This window comes from Erwinia piriflorinigrans CFBP 5888 (genome assembly GCF_001050515.1).
Taxonomy (GTDB): domain Bacteria; phylum Pseudomonadota; class Gammaproteobacteria; order Enterobacterales; family Enterobacteriaceae; genus Erwinia; species Erwinia piriflorinigrans.
The window spans coordinates 1-23,838 of sequence record NZ_CAHS01000020.1 but is presented as its reverse complement, the minus strand read 5'-3'; the positions used below and the strand labels follow the sequence as shown (position 1 = coordinate 23,838).

The following is a 23,838-nucleotide window of genomic DNA, read 5'->3' as shown; positions in this document are numbered from 1 at the left end:
CTCCTTCTCGAGGCTGGTTTCTGCCAGCCTTCTTTACTCAGTATCTATTCATTTTTATCTTTAATTATAACTATTTTTCTTTTATCACAAGCAATTAAGTGATAATTATCTATTCACGAATCTATTCATAAATCTATTCACCATGAGCGAACTGACGACACTGCTGTTACAGGGGCCGCTGGATGCCGCCAGCCTCCAGGCGCGGCTCAGCATCAGCCAGGCCACGCTGTCCCGTCTGATTAAGACCCAGCCGCAGGTGCTGAAATATGGCCGCGCCCGCGCCACGCGCTATGCCCTGCTGCGACCGCTGCGCGAGGTCAGTCAGTTTCCATTATGGCAAATAGATATAACCGGTCAGGCTCATACAGCCGGGCAACTTTATAGCATCTGGCCAGCGGGAAGCTGCGTGGTGCAGGACGCGAGCGCCAGCTGGCACTCCTATCCCGTATTACCCTGGTATCTGAGCGATATGCGCCCACAGGGCTTTCTCGGACGGGCATGGGGGCGCGAATGCGCACGGCTTCTGGGGTTGCCGGAAGATATCCGCCAGTGGAACGACGATCATTGTCTGCTGGCACTGAGCAGCCGGGGGGCCGATGTCACCGGCAGTTGGCTGATTGGTCAGCACAGCTATCAGCAGTGGCTGCAACAGCCGCGTCCGGCAGCGGTGTTGCTGTCTGACAAGGCGACCTGCTATCCCCAGTTGGCCAGCCAGGTTCTGGCAGGCGAGCAACCCGGCTCTTCTGCGGGGGGCGAACAGCCCAAATTTGCCAGCCTGGCCGAGCTGTCCGACGGCAGTCTGGCCCATGTGTTAGTCAAATTTACCCCGGCGCGTGCCAACGAAAACAGCCAGCGCTGGTGCGACCTGTTGCGCGCTGAGGCGCTGGCGTTACGGCTGATGCAGCAACATGGCCTCGCCGCAGCACGAGCGGAGGTGATAGCGGCCAGCGATCAGCTGTTCCTGGAAGTGGTGCGCTTTGACCGCGTGGGGGAAAACGGACGGCGCAGTATGGTCTCGCTTGAGGCGGTGCAGGCAGAGTTTATCGGTCATCAGCACCACTGGCCTGCGGCGTTACGGCAGCTGGTAGCGCAGAAACGCCTGAGCGAGCGTGATGCACAGCGCGGCATCTTGCAGTGGGCGTTGGGTCGTCTGATCGCCAACGGCGATATGCACGCCGGTAATCTGTCATTTTTCCTGACTGACGACGGCTTACAGTTGACGCCAGCATACGACATGCTGCCGATGAGCTTCGCGCCGAACAGCGCCGGTTATATGCGCGACAGCGCCGTAGAGCTGCGGCTTGATGACGGCGTAAGCCAGCACCAGTGGCAAACTGCGCTGAAAATAGCCGGGCAATACTGGCAATCAATCAGCGCAGAGAGCGCCTTCAGTGCGGGCTTCCGGCAGCTGGCGACGGAGATGCAGCAGCAGCTGCCCGCGCTGGCCGGGCAGATTGCGCGTATGGCCTGAGGCATCCCCTGTAGCGGCTAGACGCCTTTTTTTTCCGCTTCGTCCGCTTCGGAGGATGCCGTATCACCGTCTTCTTCATCATCTTCTTTCACCGGGTTATTGGCGGTGAGCAGGAACGGTGACTGCTGCCAGCGCGTGCGGCGGTCGCGCAGCAGCGTGCGGGTGAGAATAATGCCGATAGCCAGCGCCAGCAGCATCATCAGGCGCAGAATATTGGTGGTGTTATCCACCTGTTTGGCCTCGGTGACCAGCACATGGGTGTCGAGCGTAACGCGCAGAAAACCGCCGGGGCCGTCTTTGCTCTCCAGCGGCTGGACAATCTGATGGTTGAAATAGCTGCCGGCGCGTTGTCCGTCGAGTGCCAGGCGATCGCGCACATTGATATTTTCACCGCTGTGCGCCACCAGATTCCCCGTGCCATCATACAGTGAAATATCAAGAACACGGCTTTCATGGGTCAACTGGGTCAGCGTGTCGACGATTTTTTGCTGGTTGTCATCCGGGTTATCCATCAGCGGCGTCAGACTCCAGGCCACCTGGCGGGTCAGCGTGTGCGCCAGCTCCTCTACCTGTTCGGAACGCGCCGCCTGGTGACTCAAACTGAACCATGATGCGCCCTGCATAAGTACAACCAGTAACGCAAGGCAGATCAGTACGATGACCGTGCGGTGCAGGCGAAACTTGATTTTGGCTTTTGCCATGTCGACCCTTAAAAATTGCCAGATGAATACCTGCCGCCTGAAGTCGGGCAGGGATAGCTTTATGTTGCCAGAAGGCGGGCTTACAGGGTAGCCTCTTGCCAGGTTTTAATGCTCTCCCTGTTTTGCGCATAACGGGGGGTAAAAGTCCTTACAGGAGCTGTAATGCCAAATAGTCTGACCTGGTGCGACCTGCCTGCTGAAGTCTCTCTCTGGCCGGGATTACCTCTTTCTTTAAGCGGCGATGAGGTGATGCCGCTTGACTACCGTGCGGGCCGCAGCGGCTGGCTGCTGTACGGGCGTCAACTCGACAAAGCCTGCCTTACCGCCTACCAGCATCAGCTGGGCGCGGCGATGGTGATTGTCAGCGCCTGGGTGGTGGAAGACTATCAGGTGGTGCGCCTTGCCGGTTCACTCACGCCGCTGGCGACCCGCCTGGCGCATGATGCCGGCCTGGACGTTGCCCCGCTGGGCCGCATCCCGCACCTGAAAACGCCAGGGTTGCTGGTGATGGATATGGACTCGACGGCGATTGAGATCGAATGTATCGACGAGATAGCCAAGCTGGCGGGCAGCGGTGAGCAGGTTGCCGAGGTGACAGAGCGCGCGATGCGCGGTGAGCTGGACTTTGCCGCCAGCCTGCGCCAGCGCGTGGCAACGCTGAAAGGTGCCGATGCGAATATCCTGAAAACGGTGCGCGATGAGCTGCCGCTGATGCCGGGTCTGACTTCACTGGTGCAAAAGCTTCAGGCGCTGGGCTGGCATGTGGCGATAGCCTCCGGTGGTTTCACCTGGTTTGCCGAATATCTGCGTGATACGCTGCAACTGTCGGCGGCGGTGGCCAACGAGCTGGAAATCCGCGACGGTAAACTGACCGGCGAAGTGCTGGGCGATATTGTCGATGCACAATACAAAGCGGATACCCTGCGGAAGCTGGCGACGCGTTTTGCTATTTCACCGCAGCAGACGGTTGCCGTTGGCGATGGAGCCAACGATCTGCCGATGATCAAAGCCTCGGCGCTCGGCATTGCTTACCATGCCAAGCCGAAGGTCAATCAACAGAGCGAATTTATTATCCGCCATGCGGATCTGATGGGCGTGTTCTGCATTCTCAGCGGTAGCCTGATCCACGAAGAGCGTTAAGGGGAAGATTTGGCCAAAGCGGTAAAGCGCGCTTTTGTTTGTAATGAATGCGGCGCAGATTATCCTCGCTGGCAGGGGCAATGCAGTGCCTGCCATGCCTGGAACACCATCACCGAAGTGCGCCTGGCGGCTTCGCCCACCGTGGCACGCAATGAACGCCTGACGGGTTATGCCGGCAGCGCCGGGCCCAGCCGGGTGCAGAAGCTGTCGGAAATCAGCCTTGATGAATTGCCGCGCTTCTCGACCGGTTTTAAAGAGTTCGACCGCGTGCTCGGCGGCGGCGTGGTGCCGGGCAGTGCCATTCTGATCGGCGGTAATCCCGGGGCCGGGAAAAGTACCCTGTTGCTGCAAACCCTGTGCAAGCTGGCCGAGGGGATGAAAACCCTGTACGTCACCGGGGAAGAGTCGCTGCAACAGGTGGCGATGCGCGCCCATCGGCTGGGATTACCCACCGGCAATCTGAATATGTTGTCGGAAACCAGCATTGAGCAGATCTGCCTGATCGCCGAGCAGGAGCAGCCTAAGCTGATGGTGATCGACTCGATCCAGGTGATGCATATGGCGGATATCCAGTCATCGCCAGGCAGCGTTGCCCAGGTGCGTGAAACCGCCGCCTATCTCACGCGTTTTGCCAAAACCAAAGGCGTGGCTATTGTTATGGTCGGCCACGTCACCAAAGATGGTTCGCTGGCAGGGCCTAAAGTGCTTGAGCACTGTATCGACTGCTCCGTCCTACTGGATGGCGACGCTGACTCGCGCTTTCGTACTCTGCGCAGCCATAAAAACCGCTTTGGTGCGGTCAATGAGCTGGGGGTGTTTGCCATGACCGAGCAGGGGCTACGCGAAGTCAGCAACCCGTCAGCTATCTTCTTAAGCCGGGGGGATGAAATCACTTCCGGCAGCTCGGTGATGGTGCTGTGGGAAGGAACGCGCCCGCTGCTGGTCGAGATCCAGGCGCTGGTGGATCACTCCATGATGGGGAATCCCAGGCGCGTCGCCGTAGGCCTGGAGCAGAACCGTCTGGCGATCCTGCTGGCGGTGCTGCATCGCCACGGCGGCCTGCAAATGGCCGACCAGGACGTGTTTGTTAATGTGGTCGGCGGCGTAAAGGTGACGGAAACCAGCGCCGACCTGGCGCTGATGCTGTCGATGGTCTCCAGCCTGCGCGATCGCCCTCTGCCGCAGGACTTAGTCGTTTTTGGGGAAGTGGGGCTGGCGGGAGAAATACGCCCGGTGCCCAGCGGGCAAGAGCGTATTTCTGAAGCGGCCAAACATGGATTCCGCCGTGCGATTGTGCCTGCCGCCAACGTGCCGAAGAAGCCGCCGGAAAATATGAAAGTGTACGGTGTGAAGAAGCTGGCCGATGCTCTGGCCATCCTTGACGACCTATAAATGACATGACGCGGGCCGGTACGGTTCGCTGATACTGCAGGAGGCATACGTGTCGTCTTTTGACTATCTGAAAAGCGCTATCCGGCAACAGGGCTGTACTCTGCAAAAGGTGGCCGATGCCAGCGGCATGACTAAGGGGTATCTTAGCCAGTTGCTGAATGCCAAGATTAAAAGCCCCAGTGCGCAGAAGCTGGAGGCGCTACACCGCTTCCTCGGGCTGGAGTTTCCGCGTCGGGAAAAGAGCATTGGCGTGGTAGTAGGCAAGTTCTACCCGCTGCATACCGGCCATATTTATCTGATCCAGCGCGCCTGTAGCCAGGTTGACGAGCTGCATATTATAATGGGTTACGACGAGCCGCGTGACCGTAAGCTGTTTGAAGATAGCGCCATGTCGCAGCAGCCAACGGTGAGCGACCGTCTGCGCTGGCTGCTGCAAACGTTCAAATACCAGAAGAACATCCGCATTCACGCCTTTAATGAAGAAGGGATGGAACCGTATCCGCACGGCTGGGACGTCTGGAGCCGTGGTATTCAGGAATTTATGGCGGATCGGGGCATTATTCCGGATCTGATCTATACCAGTGAAGAGGCCGATGCGCCGCAGTTCCGCGCTCACCTCGGCGTGGAAGCCGTGCTGATCGATCCGAAGCGTTCATTTATGAATATCAGCGGCGGTCAGATCCGTCAGGACCCGTTCCGCTACTGGGAATATATTCCCACCGAGGTAAAGCCGTTCTTTGTGCGCACCGTGGCGATCCTCGGCGGTGAGTCGAGCGGCAAGTCGACGCTGGTCAATAAGCTGGCTAATATCTTCAATACCACCAGCGCCTGGGAATTTGGCCGTGATTACGTGTTCTCACATCTGGGCGGCGATGAAATGGCGTTGCAGTACTCCGATTACGACAAAATCGCTCTCGGCCAGGCGCAATACATCGACTTTGCGGTGAAATATGCTAACAAAGTGGCATTCGTCGACACCGACTTTGTCACCACCCAGGCGTTCTGCAAAAAGTATGAAGGGCGTGAACATCCGTTTGTGCAGGCTCTGATCGCTGAGTATCGTTTCGACCTGGTGATCCTGGTAGAAAACAACGTGCCCTGGGTGGCAGACGGATTACGCAGCCTGGGCAGCTCGGTGGATCGCCGAGAGTTCCAGGCGCTGCTGGTTTCCATGCTGGAAGAGAACGGCATCAGCTATATCCATGTGGATCAGGATAACTACGATGAACGTTTTCTACGCTGCGTGGAGCTGGTAAAAGAGATGCTCGGCGCATAATTGTACCTCCGCGCCGTCTGTGAACATAACGCTTGGTAAGCCGGGCGTTATGTGGCACGGCTGTCACTGTCACCTTTCTGTTCCCCCGCTGCGAAGAGTTTAGAGGCGATAAACGGTCATCCGAGGCTATTTTTACGTTTGTGATCGCGTTCTCAGTGAGTCCCACCCCAGAGTCTTCATCCATTTTTTCTCTTTTTTTACATATCGATACTTCGTCCTACTACATTGAAAATGAGGGGCTTAGCTATCATCTGGTTGCTCAAAAAATAAACATTATCCCCGCATCGCATTAAATGCAAAAACGCATACACTTAAAGTACGCTAACAGGCGTATTCATTGTGGAGGGCATATCATGCGCCCTGGCAACCCTGGCCGCCCGGGAAAGATTGGGCTGGCAATCCTGCTTGCATTATCCCTGGCTGCCTGTAGTGGTGGTGGCGGCGGTAGTTCGGGCCATACGGCAAAACCAACCGCTGCTGCCAGTTCCGGCAGTGGCACTAATGGGAGTTACTCTGGCGGTGGTGGTACATCGAGCGGTGGCGGTACATCGGGCGGTGGTGGTACATCGGGCGGTGGCGGTATATCTGGCAGTGGCGGTATATCGGGCAGTGGCGGTATATCTGGCAGTGGCGGTATATCGGGCAGTGGTGGTATCTCGGGCAGTGGCGGAGGTTCTGGCTCCGGCGTGTTGAACACCGGCACTATTCTTAACAGCGTGGGGGCGGCGACCGGCAATATTGGCTCTCAGATTGGTAGCATTGCCACTCAGACGCCAGTTGGCAGTCTACCGATTGTTGGCTCGGGCGTTGCCACAATACTTGATAGCTCAGGTCATGCCGTTTCCTCCATCGGTAGTGGCATACAAAACGGTGTCGGCCAGTTAGGTAGCAATCCTAATGCTATCGGCGTGACCGCCGCCGGGGTTGCCACTGGGGGGGCTAATCTTGGAACCGGTATTAGCGGGCTGGGAAGTTCACTGTCCGCTGCAACGGCTAACACGCCGCTTGCTGGCGTGACGGCCACCGGTGGCGGCCTGGTCAGCTCGGCCGGGGGACTGGTGACCTCAACGGGAAACGGTCTGGCACAGAGTCTGCAAACGGGGCCCGCATCCGGTATTACCTCTGCCGCAACTGGCCTGGTGACTCCGCTGGTTGGACAGGTACAGGGCGTGACTCAGGGCGTGGGTGGTGCGACGGGATTAGGCGCGCCAGCCAGCGGTTTGCTTAGCGGTGCAGGTAACACGGTGAGCGGCATCGGAACGCAAATCAGCACCGTCGCACCTGCTTTAAGCGGTGTGGGTCAGGCTGTACAGAACAGCGGGGCAGCGGTTTCACAGGTAGGTGGTCTGGTCACCCCGTCGGGTAATGGCTCATCAGGTGGATTGCTCAGTGGCAGCCTGTCACTCAGTGGTACAGGAACGGCAGCGGCGAGCGCACCACTCGGTAATGTCATGACCACGGTTGGAGGATCGACAGCGGTGGGTGGGTCACTGGGTAATATCGTCACCACGCCTACAGGCGCGTCTTCACCCGCTGGTTTACCGGTTATTGGTAATACGGTGAACGGCTTAACATCTGGACTGACTTCGGGATTAATCCCGCCGCAAAAATAACAACGGAATGTCTTTATATGCCCCCTGCCAGCAGGGGGCTTTTTTGCCCGGAATGGGTTAAGTGGAGACAACTATTTTGAAAATAAAATCAAACGTTGTTGTTGTTATCATTGTTGTCAGTGGTCAAAGTACGGGCGAAACGCTGCCAACGCTCATCGATGCCAATAATCCCACCCGGCAGTCCAGATATGTCCCCGCCCCCGAAGCTGCGCAGCCGCTAGCACCGGCCGGATCGCTACCTAAATTAGCGGCTTCTACGCCTGCAATGACCTTGCAAACCCAGGTCACCGTTGATCGTATCCACTTTATTGGCGGAACCCGCTATCCGCTGGCAACGTTAACACAGCCATTCAATCAGCTGATGGGGAAAAAGGTTTCCGTTCAGGCGCTACTGGCAGCGACGGACAGCCTTACGCAACGCTATCATCGCGATGGTTATCCTCTCTCCTATGCCTATATCCCGGCGGATAATTTCCACCAGGGAGTGCTGACTATCGGCCTGGTGGAAGGATATGTTGCTCACAGCCGGATACACAGCGATAACCTACAGGTGGGGCGGTGGCTGGGCGCTTTGTCACAACGGATTATGGCAGAGAAACCCCTGACTCAGGATACCTTCGATCGTTACAGTATGCTGATGGCGAGAACGCCGGATACTGAAGTCAAAGCAACGGCTAACAGTCCTGACAATATTTATGGCGCGACCGATCTGGATGTTAACGCGCAGCGTACCCATAACTGGAATGTGATTAACACCCTGGATGTGCGCAAAAAGCAAAGTCTGGATTTAGTGAGCGCCACGCTAAGCGGATTAACGCCCTATGGTGAGCAATTGGGCATTGCCACCATCATTCCATTGAATAAGCAGACTCGTGAATCGTATCTGGGGCTTAACTACCAACAATATCTGGGTGATGATGGCCTACAGCTACAGGTAAAAGGCAGTTATCTCAACCAAAACCCCAGGGATTTCACCACGCTATTAACCGAACCCAATGGCGTTAATATCAATGCGCGCGAGAAAGAGGTGCTGTACAACGCCGGAATAGGGCTGAACTATCCGCTGCTACTTACGGCAAAGCAGCAGTGGAGCCTGGGCGGAGAGCTGGACTATGTGCATAAGCGCTATGACTATACGCTACAGGCCGAGCAGGGTGGGCAGACGGCTGTTTTGCCCGCTATCAATCAGCAAATCCGTTACCCGGCGGTCGAGCTGAATCTATCCGGCAGCCATCAGTATCAGCAGGCCAGCTGGAGTACGCGTTTCAGCGTGCGTCAGGGGGTAAACGGTCTGGGTGCCAGCAATACCACCAGTCCTGCGGATCTCTCTTTTACCCGCTGGCGTTTCAATGGTGATGCCGCCTGGGTATTTAATCAAAAATGGCGTCTGAGTAGCGCCATAGAAGGAGACTGGTCCAACAGTTCATTGCCAGAGCCGGAACGCCTCACCTTTGGCGCGTTCCATTTTGGCCGTGGTTATCCCGATTCAGATGCCACGGGGGATTACGGCATGGGCGGCCACGTTGAGATGCGTTATCTGCACGATCGCAGCACGGGAGATTGGGTGAAAACCATTCAGCCTTATGTGATGGTCGACGCGGCCCGCACCGCCTTTCATCAGTCGGGGCTGGCCAGCCAGAAACTGGCATCGTATGGGGCGGGGGTGACGTTCGGCGATAACCGACACTACGCCCTGTCGCTGGAAGCCGCGCGTCCGATAGGGGATGTGCCGATTGACAGCAGCAAGCGCGACTGGCGTTTCAGCGCGACCTTTACTTATAACTTTAACAATGGCAGCTGATACCGTGTCTCGAAAGAGAATGCAGCGCAAAGAGTTAGGCTGCACCGGATAAGGGAACAGGCCGATCCTGGCTGGCAGGATCGACCGGCGCACTTAGTACACTAATACCACTTTGCCGCGCATATGGCCTTCAAGCACCAGGCGGTGCGCTTCAGACAGCGTTTCGACGCTCAAACCGTGCAGGGTCTTACTCAGCGATGTGGTTATTTTTCCTTGATCCAACAGCTGTGCAGTGGCATCAAGGATCTCTCCCTGACGAGCGATGTCCGGGGTGGTAAACATGCTGCGGGTATACATAAATTCAAAATGCAGCGCGGCGCTTTTCAGCTTAAGCTGCTCCATATCCAGCGGCCCGGCGTTTTCCACGATAGTGCAAATCTGGCCCTGTGGCGCAATCAGCTGGCTCATAGCCTGCCAGTGACCATCGGTATCGTTCAGGCAGAAAATGTAGTCAACCTGCTTCAGGCCATGCTTCTCCAACTCGGCCGGCATATCATGATAGTTGATCACCAGATCAGCACCGCGATCGAGACACCACTGTACCGAATCCGGGCGTGAGGCGGTGGCGATCACTTTCACCTTGCTATGCAGTTTCGCAAAGGGAATAGCCAGCGATCCTACGCCGCCAGCCCCGCCGACGATCAGTAAGGTTTTACCTTCACCTTCACTGTCGATATGCAGACGATCGAACAAGCCTTCCCATGCGGTCAGCGCGGTCAGTGGGATGGCGGCCGCCTGCGCCCAGTTGAGCGTTTTTGGCTTGTGGCCAGTAATACGTGCATCAATCAGCTGATGCGTGGCGTTACTACCGGGGCGGGTAATATCACCGGCATAGAAAACCTCATCACCCACGTTAAAACCGCTAACCTTGCTGCCTGTCGCCAGGACAACACCGCTGGCATCCCAGCCGAGCACCTGCGGCTGTTGCAGACCGTTTTTCTGCGCGCCTTTATGCACTTTAGTATCGACTGGATTGACTGAAGCGGCTTTCACTTCCACCAGCAGGTCGTATTCGTTGGGGGTCAACTGCGGCCGCTGGATTTCGATAAACTGTTGTGGATTTTCCGGGTTAATCGCAATGGCTTTATGCGTCATGATGTCTCTCCTTAATGAGGTGATATTCAGTGTAGGCAACAATTGGGTTGATGATAAGATGGACAATAACGCACTCAGTGTTCGTACAGGATGAACAATCGTGTTTAAACAGTTACAGGATATGGCCCTGTTTGCCTTGGTTGCCGAATGCGGCAGCTTCACGGCGGCCGCCGTGCGTGCGGGGCTACCAAAATCCAGCGTCAGCCAACGCATCAGCCAGCTGGAGCAGGCATTGGGACTCAGGCTGATCAACCGCACCACGCGCCAGCTCAACCTGACTTTTGCCGGTGAGCGTTATCTGGTGCACTGTCAGGAGATGTTGCAGGCCAGCGAAAGGGCCGGACTGGCGATTGAACGACTGCGTGATAATCCCAGCGGGCGCTTGCGCATCACTTCTCCAGCCGGTATTGGCGCGACCCTGCTTGCTCGGGTTAACACCGCCTTTCAGCAGAAATACCCTGACGTGACGCTGGAAGTCTCAATTTCAGATGAGATGTGCGATCTGGTGCAGGATGGGTTTGACGTGGCGCTGCGTACCGGACGGCCGCAGGATTCATCGCTGATTGGTCGGCGTATTGGCTACTGCCGGCGTTTGCTGGTGGCATCGCCGGGTTATCTTGCGGGTTACCCGACGCTCTCTCATCCCCGCCAGCTGTCGGAGCATCGCTGTATCGCCCATCGTGCCTGGAATGAATGGCTGTTAAAGCGCAACGATGAATATTACCGCTGGCTGCTGCCACCTACCCATATGACGGATAATCTGGTCTATGCGCGCGAGTGTGCGCTTTCTTCGGGTGGCATCACTCTGTTGCCGCGTTTTTTAAGCGGTGAAAAGCTGGTGCAGGTGCTGCCGGAGTGGGAAGTGGAGGGCAATGAGCTGTGGCTGGTTTATCCAAGCCGCAAGCTGAACTCACCGGCGCTGTCGCGCTTTATTGATTTCGCCATGCAGTCAGAAATATTGCGCGAATTTTATCGCTAAGGGCCGATCTCGTTGGATCGACCCTTCAGTCACCGTAGCGACCTCCGGGAGGCCGCGGCAGGGATTACTTGATCATACGCTTGTACTTGATGCGCTTCGGCTCCAGCGCTTCGGCGCCCAGCGTGCGTTTCTTGTACTCTTCGTATTCGGTGAAGTTACCTTCGAAGAACTCGATCTTGCCCTCATCCTGATAATCCAGAATATGGGTGGCGATACGGTCAAGGAACCAGCGGTCATGCGAGATAACCATCGCGCAGCCGGGGAACTCCAGCAGGGCGTTTTCCAGCGCACGCAGGGTTTCGATATCCAGGTCGTTGGTCGGTTCATCCAGCAACAGCACGTTGCCGCCAACCTGTAACAGCTTAGCCAGATGCAGACGACCGCGTTCACCGCCGGACAACTCACCCACGCGCTTGCCCTGATCGACCCCTTTAAAGTTAAAGCGACCGACGTAGGCACGGCTTGGCATTTCGGTATTGCCGATGCGCATGATGTCCTGCCCGCCGGAAACTTCTTCCCATACGGTTTTGCTGTTATCCATGCTGTCGCGGAACTGATCGACCGACGCCAGCTTCACGGTATCTCCCAGCACGATGCTGCCGGAATCAGGCTGTTCCTGACCGGACATCATGCGGAACAGGGTAGATTTACCCGCGCCGTTCGGGCCGATAATACCGACAATCGCGCCCTTAGGCACAGAGAAGCTGAGATCGTCAATCAGCAGGCGGTCGCCGTAGGATTTACGCAGGTTGCTGACTTCTAAAACTTTATCCCCAAGGCGCGCGCCAGGTGGAATAAACAGTTCGTTAGTCTCGTTACGCTTCTGGTAGTCGGTATTATTCAGCTCTTCAAAGCGTGCCAGACGGGCTTTGCCCTTTGACTGGCGGCCTTTGGCACCCTGACGCACCCACTCCAGCTCTTTCTCAATCGATTTACGACGAGCGGCTTCGGAAGAGGCTTCCTGGGCCAGACGCGCATCTTTCTGCTCCAGCCACGAGGAGTAGTTACCTTCCCACGGAATACCCTCACCGCGATCCAGCTCCAAAATCCAGCCAGCAACGTTATCAAGGAAGTAACGGTCGTGGGTAATGGCCACCACGGTGCCTTCGAAGTCGTGCAGGAAGCGCTCCAGCCAGGCCACGGATTCGGCATCCAGGTGGTTGGTCGGTTCGTCGAGCAGCAGCATGTCCGGCTTTTCCAGCAGCAGACGGCAAAGGGCGACGCGGCGACGCTCACCCCCCGACAGATTAGCGATTTTCGCATCCCAGTCCGGCAGGCGCAGCGCATCGGCAGCACGCTCCAGCTGGGTATTGAGGTTGTGGCCATCGTGCGCCTGGATAATCTCTTCCAGCACGCCTTGCTCCTTCGCCAGCTTATCGAAGTCAGCGTCTTCTGCCGCGTACAGAGCGTACACTTCATCAAGGCGTTTCAGTGCGCCAACCACTTCGGCAACCGCTTCTTCTACCGATTCTCGCACGCTGTGTTCCAGATTCAGCTGGGGTTCCTGCGCCAGATAGCCGATTTTTATTCCCGGCTGTGGGCGCGCTTCCCCTTCAATATCCTTATCGATACCGGCCATAATGCGCAGCAGGGTGGATTTACCCGCACCGTTCAGACCCAGCACGCCGATCTTGGCCCCTGGGAAGAAGCTGAGGGAGATGTTCTTTAAAATATGACGCTTCGGCGGGACGACTTTGCCCACGCGGTGCATGCTATAAACGAATTGAGCCACGTTAGTTTGAGCCTCTGGTTTACGGGTTTCTGAGGTAGCCTGAACTTCTTATTGGGCATTTTTCCAGTCTGGGCATGGCGTATGCCAGCCGGTGATGCTCCATCTGCGTCGCAATAATTTCCGTGTCGGCTGCGGCTGATAAACGCCAGCACGCAGAGGTGCGGTGCGAAGGCCAGACATGACGGGCCAGATTTTAGCGTTTTTTCGCGCGTTATCACAGCTGTCACTGATTGAGCACCTAGTATAGCAATCGCCAGCTACCCGATGCGAATGGATCCCTGCCAGGAAAGACGGCATAACGCTTTCAACGTGGTGAATGTGTAAGGCGGTGGCCGCGAGGAAAATTAACGCAGCACTAAGCCATTCAGGGCATCAAGTATCTTTAAAACATAACTGCCAAACACACAGGCGCAGAGAGCAAACCCAATACTGATAACGGCAGCAGAAGATTTAAGCGCGGATTTAACCGCACCGATGCCGGTTTCAATGTTGATCAGTCTGGAATCAATTGCTCTGACGTCTGATTTAATTTCAGCCGCATCATGCCTGATATATTCGACATCGGTTGCCAGTCGGGACATTTTAATATCGATCTCATCATCCCTACCGCCGCCAATACCATAGCCTGCTAATCCACCGTAACCCTCCTCTTGCCCTGGTCGTGATGGCTTAGCGCCGCTATTCATTTCAGATAGTTTTAGTCTGTTCATCATCTTCTCCTTGATATAAGTGTAAAAAAACTGTCCGTTTATCAATGATGGTCTTCAGCATTTCAATCAGCTCATGCTAAGACAGGTCGCTTTCTAAGCTTGAAGGCGAGTCTACAAAACTTTTTGCCAGGCTGTCAGGCCTCAAAATGGATTGCTGCGAGGAGCATCATAATAAAGATGCGGAGTTTCATCCGGTTTCAGTCGCAGCCTGGTGTGGCAACCGCAATCGGCAGTGCTTCAGGCGGATGCGCATCGCTAATCAACAGATCAAAGGCGCTGAGGGAGGCAATGCGCGCGGGCAGTACCTGGCCAAATTTGCTGCTGTCCGCTACCAGAACTTTTTGGCGTGAGCGCTGTAGCGCCAGATGTTTGATCGGCAGCTCGTTGAGGTTATAGCAGCTGGCCCCCTGTTGCAGGCTGATGCCAGCTGCGGAGATAAAGGCTTTGTCCGGGCAGAGGCTCTCCATCAGTGACGGCTGGCCGATCGGGGTAAAAATCGCATTATCCGGGCGGTACTCTCCGCCGCACAGGATCACCCGACAGGCGGGTTTCTCTTTCAGCGCAAGAAAGGTGTTAAGCGCGCAGCATACGGCGGTAAAGGGCAGCTCGCCGTCAATAGCATCGATAATCCACGGGATGGTCGTGCCGCAGTCAAACCAGACCGTCTCATCGGCGTGGATCATTGTCGCCGCCAGTTGCCCCAGCAGGCGTTTACGCTCGACATTCTGCGCCTGCTGGTCGGAAACAAAATAGTGACTCTGCTTCTGAAGCGCATCGCTGACGATATAGCCGCCGAGCAGAACCACAGCCCCCGAACCTTCACTCAGATCGCGGCGAATGGTCATCTCGGAGACGCCGAGCAGCTGAGCCGCTTCTTTCAGATGCATTTTAGCGGTACGTTGCAATGCCTGGGACAGCCTGTTGATGCGCTTGTCACGCCGGGTTTCCATGATATTTCTTCCCTTATCGCGGATGAGTAGAAGGTAAAGCTGACCGGGTGAGTACCAGGCATTTTGCAGTTTACCTTTAACAAGATTGCGCCGTAAACTCTGGGGCTATCCGCTCATCCGCGTTTAAATGGCCACCAGACTACGGACGTCGTCCTTCGCCATATCCCTGCCTGAACCGCGCTGGACAATTTCACCGCGTGACATCACCAGGTAATGATCGGCCAGCCCGGCGGCAAAGTCGTAAAATTGTTCCACCAGCAGGATTGCCATATCGCCCCGGTTGGCCAGCTGGCGGATCACCGCGCCGATCTCTTTGATCACCGAGGGCTGGATCCCTTCGGTCGGTTCATCGAGGATCAGCAGCTGCGGCCGAGAGGCCAGCGCCCGACCGATCGCCAGCTGCTGCTGCTGGCCGCCGGACAGGTCGCCGCCGCGCCGCTGCTTCATCTCTTGCAGCACGGGAAACAGCTGCCAGATCTCCTGCGGCACCTGCTTAGCCGCGCTGCCGGAGAAACGCGCCAGCCCCATCAGCAGGTTTTCCTCTACCGTCAGACGCGGAAATATCTCGCGCCCCTGCGGAACATAGGCGATACCCGCCTGCACTCGCTGGTGCGGCTTGAGATGATTTATCGATGTTTCCTGCCAGTTCAGGCTACCGGATCTTGCCGCCACCAGCCCCATCAGGCACTTCAGCAGGGTGGTTTTCCCCACGCCGTTACGCCCCAATAGACAGGTTATCTCGCCCAATTTGGCCTCAAACGATAGGCCGCGCAGAATATGACTGCCGCCGTAATATTGATGCAGTTCAGTAACCTGTAACATGTTAGCGCCCCAAATAAACTTCTATAACCTGCTCATTTTCCTGCACTTCACGCAGCGATCCCTGCGCCAGCACCTGGCCCTGATGCAGCACCGTGACATGATCGGCGATGGTTTCGACAAACCCCATATCGTGCTCTACCACCATCAGTGAATGCTTACCGGCAAGCTGGCGGAACAGCTCGGCGCTCCAGGCGGTTTCCGCGTCGGTCATGCCTGCTGCCGGTTCATCCAGCAGCAGCAGATGCGGCTCCTGCACCAATAGCATGCCGATTTCGAGAAACTGCTTCTGGCCGTGTGACAACAGACCAGCCGGGCGCTGGCGCAGTTCGCCGAGGCGCAGCAGTTGCAGCACTTCGTCAATGCGGTCACGCTGTATCCCGTTTAATCTGGCGCGCAGGCAGGCCCAGACAGATTTATCGCTTTTCAGCGCAATCTCCAGATTTTCAAACACCGTGAGTGCCTCGAACACCGTCGGCTTCTGGAATTTGCGCCCGATACCGATGCGGGCGATCTCAACGGTGGAGAGCGTGGTGAGATCGGTGGTTTGATCGTAAATAACCCGACCGCTGTCGGGGCGGGTTTTTCCGGTTATCACATCCATCAGCGTGGTTTTTCCCGCGCCGTTGGGGCCGATCACGCAGCGCAGTTCGCCCACGCCAATCTGTAATGACAAATCGGTCAGCGCTCTGAAACCGTCAAAGGTGACGTTAATCTTTTCCAGCTGTAACACCGGATCGCTGTGTTGACGATGGCGATCCGCCGGAAGAGGTTGGGTAAACGGCTGTTCAGTCATGCTTCCTCCGGCGCAGCAGGCCAATCACGCCATGCGGTAGCCACAGCGTCACAAGAATAAACATCAGTCCGAGGAAAAACAGCCAGTACTCGGGGAAGGCAACGGTAAACCAGCTTTTTGCGCCGTTGACGATGCCCGCGCCCAGCAGAGGCCCAATCAGCGTACCGCGCCCGCCGAGCGCCACCCAGATGGCGGCCTCAATCGAGTTGGTTGGCGACATTTCACCCGGGTTGATAATGCCGACCTGCGGCACATACAGCGCCCCGGCCAGTCCACAGAGCACGGCAGACAGCGTCCAGACAAACAGCTTAAAACCTTTCGGATCGTAGCCGCAGAACATCAGGCGGTTTTCCGCATCGCGCACCGCCGTCAGCACGCGGCCAAACTTGCTGCGCGCCAGGGCAAATCCTACCCCGAGGCTGGTTATAAGCAGCAAAACGGTGGCGATAAACAGCGCGATACGTGTCCCGGTGGCGCTGACCGGGAAGCCAAGCAGCGTGGTAAAACCGGTAAAGCCGTTGTTGCCGCCGAAGCCGGTTTCATTGCGGAAGAACAGCAGCATGCCCGCATAGGTCAATGCCTGGGTAATAATTGAGAAGTAGACGCCTTTAATTTTCGAGCGGAAGGCGAACCAGCCAAACAGCAGCGCCAGCACGCCGGGAACCAGTACGATCAGGCACAGCGCCCAGGCGAAATGCTGGGTGCCTGCCCAGAACCACGGCAGTTCATTCCACGACAGGAACGACATAAAGGCGGGCAGTCCGTCACCGGCGGCCTGGCGCATCAGATACATGCCCATCGCATAGCCGCCGAGGGCGAAGAACAGCCCGTGACCGAGCGACAGCAGCCCGGCATAGCCCCACACCAGGTCGAGCGCCACGGCGACAATCGCATAGCACAGGATCTTGCCGACCAGCGTCAGCGTCCAGGTGGAGATCGCCAGCGGGTTCTCCTGCGGCAGCAATGCCAGCAAGGGCAGCAGCAGCAGGGCCAGCAGCAGCACCGTGCCCAGCACGACGGTAAGGCGCGGCGCTTGCCGCGCGGCGCGCAGCGTTAATGGTTGTGTTATCAATCAATTACCCTCCCTTTCAGCGCGAACAGCCCCTGCGGCCGTTTTTGGATAAACAACACGATCGCCACCAGAATCAGGATCTTACCCAGCACCGCGCCGATTTGTGGCTCCAGCAACTTATTCAGGATACCGAGGCCAAGTGCGGCAAATACGGTGCCTGCCAGCTGGCCGACGCCGCCGGTGACGACCACCAGGAAGGAATCAATAATATAGCCCTGGCCCAGCTCCGGCCCGACGTTACCCAGCTGCGACAGCGCCACGCCGCCCAGCCCGGCAATGCCGGAGCCGAGGCCAAATGCCAGCATATCAACACGCCCGGTTGCCACGCCGCAGCAGTCGGCCATCGCCCGGTTTTGCGTTACCGCGCGCACGTTCAGGCCGAGACGGGTTTTATTCAGCAGCAGCCAGGTGAGCACCAGCACGCCGACCACAAACAGCATCACCGCCAGGCGGTTATACGGCAGCACCAGGTTTGGCAGCACCTGCCAGCCGCCGGAGAGCCACGCCGGGTTGGCCACTTCCAGGTTCTGTGCGCCAAACAGCATGCGCACCAGCTGGACAAGCATCAGGCTGATGCCCCAGGTGGCGAGCAGGGTTTCCAGCGGACGGCCGTACAGATGGCGAATAATGGTGCGCTCCAGCGCCATGCCGATGGCGGCGGTGAGAAAGAACGCCGCTGGTAGCGCCAGCAGGGGATAGAATGCCAGCCATTCCGGCGCAAAGCGCTGGAACAGGTGCTGCACCATCCAGGTGGCATAGGCACCGATCATCAGCATTTCACCGTGCGCCATATTGATCACGCCAAGCAGGCCGTAGGTGATCGCCAGCCCCAGGGCCGCCAGCAGCAGCACCGATCCGAGGGATAAACCGCTAAACGCCTGGCCAAGCAGGTCTCCGGCCAGCAGGCGATGGTGGATTTTTTGCAGACTATGGGCGGCAGCGGCGCGTACGTCGGCATCCGCCTCATGCTCCGGCTGTAGCAGCTGTTCAAGGCTGGCCTGGCTTTGCGCATCGCTGGTCTCCCCCAGCAGCCTGACCGCAGCAAGGCGCACCTCCGGATGGCTATCACCGAGTTGCAGCGCGGCAACGGCCTGTGCCAGCACCGCGCGTACCGCCGGGTCCTGTTCGCCGGTCAGATGTTGTTGCAGCAGCGCCAGCCACTCGGGGTGGGCATCGCTCTGTAGGGTGCGTGCGGCATTGAGGCGGATGGATGCCAGTGGATCTGCCAGCTGGTGCGCGGCGAGGGTAGTGGCTATCGCCACGCGCAGGCGGTTGTTAATAAACAGCTTTTTAACCGGATTGACCGCCGTGGCGCTGCCTTCCAGCGGCGTCAGGACGCCATTAATTTGCGTAAAGGGGCGTTTGTTCTCGTCCAGCACCAGGTTTTCCTGATGCAGCGCCAGCAGCAGCGGCAGGCGTGCGGCATGCGGCGCGGCGGCCCACTGTTGCAGGAGCTGTAGCTGAGCGCTGCGGCTGGCCGCAGCAAAATCTGCCGCCGGCCCGGCCTGGGCAAGCCACGGCAGGCACAGCAGCAGGAATAACAGAAATCGCGTCATATCAGGGCTCCGCACTGGGAGAAGGGGCCGGTATTACCCGCCCCGGGCTAATGAAATTAATCGCTGCTTTTTACCGGGTGGTCAGGCTTTTTGTCGTTACCGGCAATAAACGGGCTCCACGGCTGGGCGCGTACCGGCTTATCACTCTGCCACACCACGTTGAACTGGCCGTTATCGGCGATTTCGCCGATCATCACCGGTTTATGCAGATGATGGTTGCTGTTATCCATCGTCAGCGTGAAGCCGTCCGGGGCGGTAAACGTCTGTCCGGCCATTGCCGCACGCACTTTATCCACATCGGTTGTCCCTGCTTTTGCCACCGCCTGCGCCCACATATGGATGCCGACGTAAGTGGCTTCCATCGGGTCATTGGTCACTACGTTATCGGCGTTCGGCAGCCTGTGCGCTTTGGCCCAGGCTTTGTAGGCAGCAACAAATTTGGCATTGGTCGGGTTATCCAGCGACTCAAAGTAGTTCCAGGCGGCCAGGTTGCCGACCAGCGGTTTAGTATCAATGCCGCGCAGCTCCTCTTCACCCACCGAGAAAGCCACCACCGGCACTTCGGTGGCCCTGATCCCTTGGTTAGCCAGCTCTTTATAGAAGGGGACGTTGGAATCGCCGTTGATGGTGGAGATCACCGCCGTTTTGCCCGTGGCAGAGAATTTTTTGATGTTGGCGACGATGGTCTGGTAATCGCTGTAGCCAAACGGCGTATAGACCTCGGCAATATCGTTGTCCTTCACGCCTTTACTGTGCAGGAAGGCGCGCAGAATTTTGTTGGTGGTGCGCGGGTACACATAATCGGTTCCCAGCAGGAAGAAGCGTTTGGCGCTGCCGCCGTCGTCGCTCATCAGGTATTCCACCGCCGGGATCGCCTGCTGGTTTGGCGCGGCTCCGGTGTAAAACACGTTGGGCGACATCTCTTCGCCTTCATACTGCACCGGGTAGAACAGCAGGCCGTTCATTTCCTCAAACACCGGCAGCACCGATTTGCGTGATACCGACGTCCAGCAGCCAAACACCACCGCCGCTTTGTCCTGGGTCAGCAGCTGGCGCGCCTTTTCGGCGAACAGCGGCCAGTTGGAGGCGGGATCGACCACCACCGGCTCCAGTTTTTTGCCCAGCACGCCGCCCTGCGCGTTGATCTCGTCGATGGTCATCAGCGCCACCTCCTTGAGCGGCGTTTCGGAGATGGCCATCGTACCTGACAGCGAATGCATAATGCCTACTTTGATGGTGTCAGCAGCCTGCGCGCTCCACGCCAGTCCCATGGCGGCGACGGTGGTTGAGAGTGCAAAGGCCTTGAGCAGTGAACGTCTTTTCATCGGTATTCCCCTGAAATTATGTGGACGAAACGGTGTGTAGCCTTGCCTGCTGCAAGCGGTGAAGGGTGATTTTCCTCACCTCGGCCTTGCTGATGGCAATATGGTCAGTGAGGATGCGCTGCGCTTCCTCATGCTGCTGGTTCAGTACCGCGCGTAAGATGCGCGCGTGTTCGTGATAAGTGGCGTCAATCCGCGCCTCATCGGTGAAATCAAGGCGGCGGATAATGCGTATTTTCTCCGTCAGTTCGCGGTGGATACGCGCTATTTCACCATTGCCCGCCGTGGTGACCAGCGCGATATGAAAGGCTTCGTCGTGCTGCGCCACGGTGATGCCATCCTCCAGGCGCGGTTGATTTATCCAGAAAGCGCTTAGCGGCTCCAGCAGTTCCGCACTGAGCGCGGGGGGCATCAGGCACAGGCGTTTTACCGCTTCGCACTCCAGCACGATGCGCAGATCGTACAGCTCCTCGAACCAGGCAAAATCAAACTGCCGCACCTGCCAGCCGCTGCGGAACCCGACATCGACAAAGCCTTCACGCTGTAGCCGGAACAGCGCCTGGCGCACCGGCGTGCGGCTGACCGCCATGCGGGTGGCGATCTCGCTTTCGCTGAAGCGATCCCCCGGCAGCAGACGGAAATCGAAAATGTCGTTTTTCAGCGCCAGGTAAACCCGGTCGGCCAGCGCCTCCGGGCGAACTTTATTGCCGGGCTGCGGTGATGTGCTCATAGACATCCCCTTATTCCAGCCACAGCAGCGTATCGCCGGGCGTAACCGGGCGTCCGGGCTGGCAGACGACCCGTTTGACGCGCCCGGCCTGCGGGGCGTGGATCGCCAGCTCCATTTTCATCGCCTCGACAATAATCAGCGGCTGACCTGCTGCCACCTCATCGCCCGGCTGCACCAGCACTTTCCAGATATTGCCGTTGAGATCGGCACTGACCAGGCAGCCGCCTTCCTCCTCCAGCGGGGCCGGCAGCGTCTCTGTGGCGGTGAGTGGCGCAGCATCCTCCTCCTCCTGCGCCCACAGTGCCACTTCGGCTTCAAAAGCGCTGGCCTGCTTCTGGCGGAATTCAGCGATGGATGGCGCGTTATCGTGCAGGAATTGCGTATGTTCGGCGAAATCAAACGTCGACTGTTCGATGCGAATACTGGCGCGGCCTTCACGGAAATCATCGCGCAGCATCTCCAGTTCTGCCTCGCTGACCGGGTAGAAACGCACCTGGTCGAAGAAGCGCAGTAGCCAGGGTTCTCCGGCGGTGAACTGTTCGTTTTTCAGGAATTTGTTCCAGATTGGCAAGGTGCGGCCTACCAGCTGGTAGCCGCCGGGGGAGTCCATGCCGTAGATGCACATATACATGCCGCCGATGCCGACCGTGCCCTCGGCGGTAAAGGTGCGCGCCGGGTTGTACTTTGAACTCAGCAGACGGTGACGCGGATCGATCGGTACTGCACAGGGCGCACCGAGATAGACATCACCCAGACCGAGGATCAGATAGCTGGCGTCAAACAGGGTGCGACTGACGGCTTCGCGGCTGCTCAGGCCGTTGATGCGCTGGATAAAATCGACGTTATTCGGCAGCCAGGGGGCGCTGGCGCAGACGGTCTGCTGATAGCGCTCGACGGCGCCCAGGGTGGCGCTGTCTTCAAACGCCAGCGGCAAATGGACGATGCGTGACGGCACCTGCATCCGGCTGACGTCGCCGAGGTCGCTCTCCAGTTCAAGCAGCAGCGCCATCAGCTTTTCCTGGCTGATAATGCGGCTGTCATAGCGGATTTGCAGCGAGCGAACCCCCGGTGACAACTCCTCTACGCCGGGATGGCCTGCCTTATGCAGGGCGGTCATCAGCAGATGGACGCGCAGGCGCAGGGCCAGATCCAGCACGTTGTCGCCGTATTCCAGCAGGATATAGTTATCCCCCGCCTGGCGGTAAATGGCGGTTGGCGTACTGGCGCTGGCTTTGATCGCCGCCAGTACGCTGGCCGATCCGTTAGCACCGGCTGCCAGCGTAGGTGCCGCAAAGGCGGGAACCTGACCGGGCTTCAGCGTATCAATGGTGTACGTCTGCGCCTGCTCCAGCGCGCTGGCTTCTTCAACGCCAATCGGATGGAAACGAATGCGGTCGCCCGGTTTAACCTGGCCGACTTTCCACAGCTCAGCTTTGGCGATGGTCACCGGGCAGACAAAGCCGCCGAGACTTGGGCCGTCGCGCGTCAGGATCACCGGAAAATCGCCGGTAAAGTTCACCGCGCCGATGGCATATTCGCAGTCGTGAACGTTAGAAGGGTGCAGCCCGGCTTCACCGCCGTTCAGCCGCGCCCAGCCGGGTTTCGGCCCTGCCAGCCGTACGCCGAGGCGGTTAGAGTTGTAATGCACCTGCCATTCGGCGGCAAAGAAGTTGTCGATCGACTGATGAGTAAAGAAGTCCGGCGCGCCGTGCGGGCCATACAGAACGCCAATATGCCACTCATCGCCGTACACCGGCTGCGCGGCCACGGGCAGCGGCTGCGGATCGCTCACCGGCGCTGGCGTGGTACAGGCGGCAAGTGACGGCTGCGAGATCGCCAGCATATCGGCCACGCGCAGCGTCCGTCCGGCATGGCCGCCAAACTGACCGAGGGCGAAGGTAGAACGGCTGCCGAGGTATTCCGCCACGTCAAAACCGTTGCGCACCGCCAGATAAGTGCGACAGCCCTGCTGCATACGGCCCAGCGTCAGCGTCTGCCCGGCTTTCACCGCCAGCGGCTGCCACCAGCTCACCGCATCGTCGTCGAGGGTGGCGGGGCAGAGCGCACCGGTCAGGGCGATCAGCGTGTCGCTGTGAAAGCGCAGCGTTGGCCCCTGCAAGGTAAACTCCAGCCCGGCGGCCTCTTCGGCATTACCGACGATACGGTTGGCGAGGCGAAACGCGTAATCGTCCATTGGGCCGGACGGCGGTACGCCGATATCCCAGTAGCCGAGGCGGCCCGGATAATCCTGCACGCTGCTCCAGGTGCCTGGCTGGAGCACCTCCACCATCGGGGCGTGCGGCGTAAAGCTGTCCAGCAGGCGGGTCCATATCTGTCCGCTGCGAAATGCCTCGCTGGCGATGACCTGGCGCAGATAGTCAAGGTTGCTGGCAATGCCGTGCAGGCGCGTTTCATTCAGGGCGGTCTGCATTTTTTCCAGCGCCGCCGCGCGATCTTCGCCGTGCACAATCAGCTTGGCGATCAGCGGATCGTAGAAGGCGGAAACCTCGCTGCCGCTGTCAACGCCACTGTCGACACGGACATCCGGCGGAAAACAGACGTCGGTAAGTACGCCGGGGCTGGGCTGGAAGTTTTTCAGCGGATCTTCGGCGTAGAGGCGCACTTCAATTGAAGCGCCTCGTGGCGGCTGCGCCATGCGCTCCCAGTCCGGCGCTTCGCCTGC

General features: G+C 58.1%; 19 protein-coding genes. 7 read left to right on the top strand and 12 right to left on the bottom strand.

Annotation, left to right across the window (positions count from 1 at the left end):
- Positions 1-142 precede the first annotated feature (142 nt).
- Complete coding sequence (yjjJ, locus tag EPIR_RS14220; protein ID WP_023656149.1) at positions 143-1,471, top strand: type II toxin-antitoxin system HipA family toxin YjjJ; 1,329 nt, start codon at positions 143-145, stop codon at positions 1,469-1,471.
- 17 nt (positions 1,472-1,488) lie between these two features.
- Here the strand turns inward: yjjJ and EPIR_RS14215 are convergent, their stop codons facing one another.
- Positions 1,489-2,172 carry a YtjB family periplasmic protein gene (locus tag EPIR_RS14215; protein ID WP_023656148.1) on the bottom strand — a complete coding sequence of 228 codons (684 nt, stop codon included), beginning with the start codon at positions 2,170-2,172 and terminating at the stop codon, positions 1,489-1,491.
- 162 nt (positions 2,173-2,334) lie between these two features.
- Between EPIR_RS14215 and serB the strand changes: the two genes are divergently transcribed.
- The 5 genes from serB (at position 2,335) to EPIR_RS14190 (ending at position 9,394) form a co-directional block, all read left to right on the top strand.
- Positions 2,335-3,312, top strand: a complete 978-nt coding sequence (serB, locus tag EPIR_RS14210; protein ID WP_023656147.1) for a phosphoserine phosphatase — start codon at positions 2,335-2,337, stop codon at positions 3,310-3,312.
- Positions 3,313-3,321: 9 nt separating this feature from the next.
- Complete coding sequence (radA, locus tag EPIR_RS14205; protein ID WP_023656146.1) at positions 3,322-4,704, top strand: DNA repair protein RadA; 1,383 nt, start codon at positions 3,322-3,324, stop codon at positions 4,702-4,704.
- Positions 4,705-4,753: 49 nt separating this feature from the next.
- On the top strand, positions 4,754-5,980 hold the full coding sequence (gene nadR, locus EPIR_RS14200) for a multifunctional transcriptional regulator/nicotinamide-nucleotide adenylyltransferase/ribosylnicotinamide kinase NadR (protein ID WP_023656145.1): 1,227 nt from the start codon (positions 4,754-4,756) through the stop codon (positions 5,978-5,980).
- A gap of 353 nt (positions 5,981-6,333) precedes the next feature.
- Complete coding sequence (locus tag EPIR_RS14195) at positions 6,334-7,593, top strand: collagen-like triple helix repeat-containing protein (protein WP_023656144.1); 1,260 nt, start codon at positions 6,334-6,336, stop codon at positions 7,591-7,593.
- 61 nt (positions 7,594-7,654) lie between these two features.
- Positions 7,655-9,394 (top strand): POTRA domain-containing protein, encoded by a 1,740-nt coding sequence (locus EPIR_RS14190; protein ID WP_048697729.1) that lies wholly within the window; start codon positions 7,655-7,657, stop codon positions 9,392-9,394.
- Between the two features lie 93 nt (positions 9,395-9,487).
- Here EPIR_RS14190 and EPIR_RS14185 read toward each other — a convergent pair whose 3' ends face one another.
- Positions 9,488-10,489, bottom strand: coding sequence for a zinc-binding alcohol dehydrogenase family protein (locus EPIR_RS14185; RefSeq protein WP_023656142.1), 1,002 nt, complete (start codon positions 10,487-10,489; stop codon positions 9,488-9,490).
- Between the two features lie 97 nt (positions 10,490-10,586).
- Here EPIR_RS14185 and EPIR_RS14180 point away from each other — a divergent pair, with 97 nt between their 5' ends.
- The gene (locus EPIR_RS14180) at positions 10,587-11,468 is read left to right on the top strand and encodes a LysR family transcriptional regulator (RefSeq protein ID WP_048697727.1); all 882 of its coding nucleotides are present in this window, start codon (positions 10,587-10,589) and stop codon (positions 11,466-11,468) included.
- 64 nt (positions 11,469-11,532) lie between these two features.
- Here the strand turns inward: EPIR_RS14180 and ettA are convergent, their stop codons facing one another.
- The 10 genes from ettA to uca form a co-directional block, all read right to left on the bottom strand.
- Positions 11,533-13,200: an energy-dependent translational throttle protein EttA gene (gene ettA / locus EPIR_RS14175; protein ID WP_023656140.1), complete on the bottom strand. Its 1,668-nt coding sequence runs from the start codon at positions 13,198-13,200 to the stop codon at positions 11,533-11,535.
- Positions 13,201-13,544: 344 nt separating this feature from the next.
- Positions 13,545-13,955, bottom strand: a complete 411-nt coding sequence (locus EPIR_RS14170) for a hemolysin XhlA (protein WP_240987367.1) — start codon at positions 13,953-13,955, stop codon at positions 13,545-13,547.
- Between the two features lie 152 nt (positions 13,956-14,107).
- Positions 14,108-14,860 (bottom strand): DNA-binding transcriptional repressor DeoR, encoded by a 753-nt coding sequence (gene deoR / locus EPIR_RS14165; RefSeq protein ID WP_023656138.1) that lies wholly within the window; start codon positions 14,858-14,860, stop codon positions 14,108-14,110.
- Between the two features lie 123 nt (positions 14,861-14,983).
- Positions 14,984-15,682, bottom strand: a complete 699-nt coding sequence (gene urtE / locus EPIR_RS14160) for an urea ABC transporter ATP-binding subunit UrtE (protein WP_023656137.1) — start codon at positions 15,680-15,682, stop codon at positions 14,984-14,986.
- 1 nt (position 15,683) lies between these two features.
- Positions 15,684-16,475 (bottom strand): urea ABC transporter ATP-binding protein UrtD, encoded by a 792-nt coding sequence (gene urtD, locus EPIR_RS14155; RefSeq protein ID WP_023656136.1) that lies wholly within the window; start codon positions 16,473-16,475, stop codon positions 15,684-15,686.
- The gene (gene urtC / locus EPIR_RS14150) at positions 16,468-17,544 is read right to left on the bottom strand and encodes an urea ABC transporter permease subunit UrtC (protein ID WP_048697740.1); all 1,077 of its coding nucleotides are present in this window, start codon (positions 17,542-17,544) and stop codon (positions 16,468-16,470) included. Before urtC ends, urtD begins: the two co-directional genes overlap by 8 nt.
- Positions 17,544-19,103, bottom strand: coding sequence for an urea ABC transporter permease subunit UrtB (gene urtB / locus EPIR_RS14145; RefSeq protein ID WP_023656134.1), 1,560 nt, complete (start codon positions 19,101-19,103; stop codon positions 17,544-17,546). Before urtB ends, urtC begins: the two co-directional genes overlap by 1 nt.
- A 56-nt stretch (positions 19,104-19,159) precedes the next feature.
- Entirely contained in the window at positions 19,160-20,428 is a 1,269-nt protein-coding gene (gene urtA, locus EPIR_RS14140; RefSeq protein WP_023656133.1) for an urea ABC transporter substrate-binding protein, read from the bottom strand.
- A 16-nt stretch (positions 20,429-20,444) separates the two neighbouring features.
- Positions 20,445-21,155 carry a GntR family transcriptional regulator gene (locus tag EPIR_RS14135; protein WP_023656132.1) on the bottom strand — a complete coding sequence of 237 codons (711 nt, stop codon included), beginning with the start codon at positions 21,153-21,155 and terminating at the stop codon, positions 20,445-20,447.
- A 10-nt stretch (positions 21,156-21,165) separates the two neighbouring features.
- A partial coding sequence (gene uca, locus EPIR_RS14130; RefSeq protein ID WP_048697724.1) for an urea carboxylase occupies positions 21,166-23,838 on the bottom strand: 2,673 nt, incomplete at its 5' end.